Source organism: Flavobacteriales bacterium (assembly GCA_013214975.1).
Classification (GTDB): Bacteria; Bacteroidota; Bacteroidia; order DT-38; family DT-38; genus DT-38.
Genome location: JABSPR010000368.1, coordinates 1 through 1,894, shown reverse-complemented (window position 1 = coordinate 1,894; position 1,894 = coordinate 1). Strand labels below are relative to the sequence as shown.

Sequence of the window (1,894 nt, the reverse complement as noted above, 5' to 3'; positions counted from 1 at the left end):
ATTAAGAGAACCGACAATTCAGTCCGGACCATGTTATGTAAATTGGGTGTTGTTAATTGGGGTGGAGACAAACAAATAACCGGTGCTGGATTAAAATTTGATCCAGAAGCTAAAAGATTATTACCAGTTTTTGATGTTAATAAAAGAGCATATAGAATGGTAAATCTGGATACGATAATGGAACTTCGCTTCGGGGGTAAAACCTACAAATTTAAATAATTTTATCATTACTTCTCCGTAATGTTATTGGAACCACATTGTGGTTTCCTTTCTGGTGGGGGAGGCGAAGGAAATCGAGCCTGACCCTCCCCTTAAGTTTTTTGAAATTGAGTAGCTAGCCGCGTTTCCTTATTTGGTCTTATGATGATTCACATTTCAGGCCGGCAGCTGCTCACACACATTAGAGTGGTGGAACAGGAAGATATTCCAAACCATTGATTAATGATAACGGAGTTATTCGTAACTTATGAAAACACTCTTCTAATTTTAAGTGGGCTAAGTGATAAAACTAAATAACGAGTGAATTTATAAATTATCGGGGACTTAGCCCGCTTATTTCATCTATTTATTAGCATGTTAAAGGAGGACTTAACATGCATAATGACGATGAAGGGTTTTTTGAAAAAAAAGATAATTTATTCGTTACAATTAGAACTATTATGTTTATTGTTTTTGGGCTAATATTACTTGCAGAGATAATTAAAAATTAGTTAAAAGTTTCTTACAAGTATTTAAATTAACATAGTATAGTTATTTGACAATTAGAGACTACTGGTGATTACTCATCGATGTCTCCTTTGAGGGAGGAAGCCAATTCATTTTAGCATTCCTCCCAATATTTAGCGGAGTGGAGCAGTGGTAGCTTGTTAGGCTCATAACCTAAAGGTCGGGGGTTCGAGTCCCTCCTCCGCAACGATAGGATCAATAAAGGTTTCCTTCTTTCCCTTGATCCGGTTCCAGGTCTGAAATAGTTTCACCTCCTTTAAAATTTCAGACCTGCTAGAATTACAACGCTTGGGGTGATTGCCAAGCTTATATAAAAGACACGGTCGTTAAGTATTCCTTTCAGCCGTGTCTTTTTTTATGCCCATGCAACGTGCCGTAAAGCCCGAGTACATGTACTCCAAATAGGTGTCATCTTTTGTGCTGCAGCTCTTAGGGCGAAAAGATGACAGTTATAAAATACCGGTTGGCCTGCATTATAAAACACCGGTAATTTACGATAGTGAATAACATAACAATGATGTTATGATAAAAATAAAGGAGGATATTCACATGGGACGAAAAGCAAACCCAACAAAGCTATTACCAAGGGTAGTTAGCTCAATTAGGAACAGTGGTTGCAATGTTGTTCTGGGAAATAATGAAATAGTTGATATTTCTAAAATGCCTAAGAACAATTTCACGGTATCAGCATCTAAACGTAGATACTTTTACCCTGTAACCCAGAATTGGGTAACCTATCAACGGGCGCGTGGCTTGTTAAACAAGAAAGGTATCGATCTTTTTAAACTCCCGGAGAATCAAGTTCCGGAAGCTAAGAAGGTAGCTAAGATAGCTGCCTGATAAATTTCGATCCGACGAAATGAGAGCCCCGGTGATTACTGGGGTTTTTGTTACCCATTCAGACCAGTTAGTCTGTATTTTTGCATCCATGGATGATCAAAGTTGATTAAAAATATAAGTTGATCTGTTGCCGGTTTTGTTTGTAAATTACTATAGTTAAATAAAATCAAATGAAGGGAATAGAATGCAAACATATAATTTTACTTTTAATGCAGGTGACGGTGATTGGGGTTGGAATTCAGTACTGGCACTTGATATAACGAGTGCAATTAAAAAAGCTACTGGATGGGTCAAATTAAACTTTCCGGCAGGTAAGTTAGATGTTGGT

General features: G+C 37.3%; 3 protein-coding genes and 1 tRNA gene. All 4 read left to right on the top strand.

What is annotated here, in order from left to right; all coding sequences use genetic code 11:
* The first annotated feature begins 30 nt into the window (after nucleotides 1-30).
* Entirely contained in the window at nucleotides 31-219 is a 189-nt protein-coding gene (locus HRT72_11810; GenBank protein NQY68390.1) for a hypothetical protein, read from the top strand.
* A 622-nt stretch (nucleotides 220-841) separates the two neighbouring features.
* A tRNA-Met gene (locus HRT72_11805) sits at nucleotides 842-913 on the top strand.
* Between the two features lie 335 nt (nucleotides 914-1,248).
* Entirely contained in the window at nucleotides 1,249-1,566 is a 318-nt protein-coding gene (locus HRT72_11800) for a hypothetical protein (protein NQY68389.1), read from the top strand.
* Between the two features lie 184 nt (nucleotides 1,567-1,750).
* Nucleotides 1,751-1,894: hypothetical protein (locus HRT72_11795; protein ID NQY68388.1), on the top strand; the 144-nt coding region annotated here is incomplete at its 3' end.

Bases quoted from the DNA above. Each gene is read 5' to 3' on its own strand.
- HRT72_11810 (NQY68390.1), top strand. From the start codon at position 31: ATGTTATGTAAATTGGGTGTTGTTAATTGGGGTGGAGACAAACAAATA.
- HRT72_11800 (NQY68389.1), top strand. From the start codon at position 1,249: ATGATAAAAATAAAGGAGGATATTCACATGGGACGAAAAGCAAACCCA.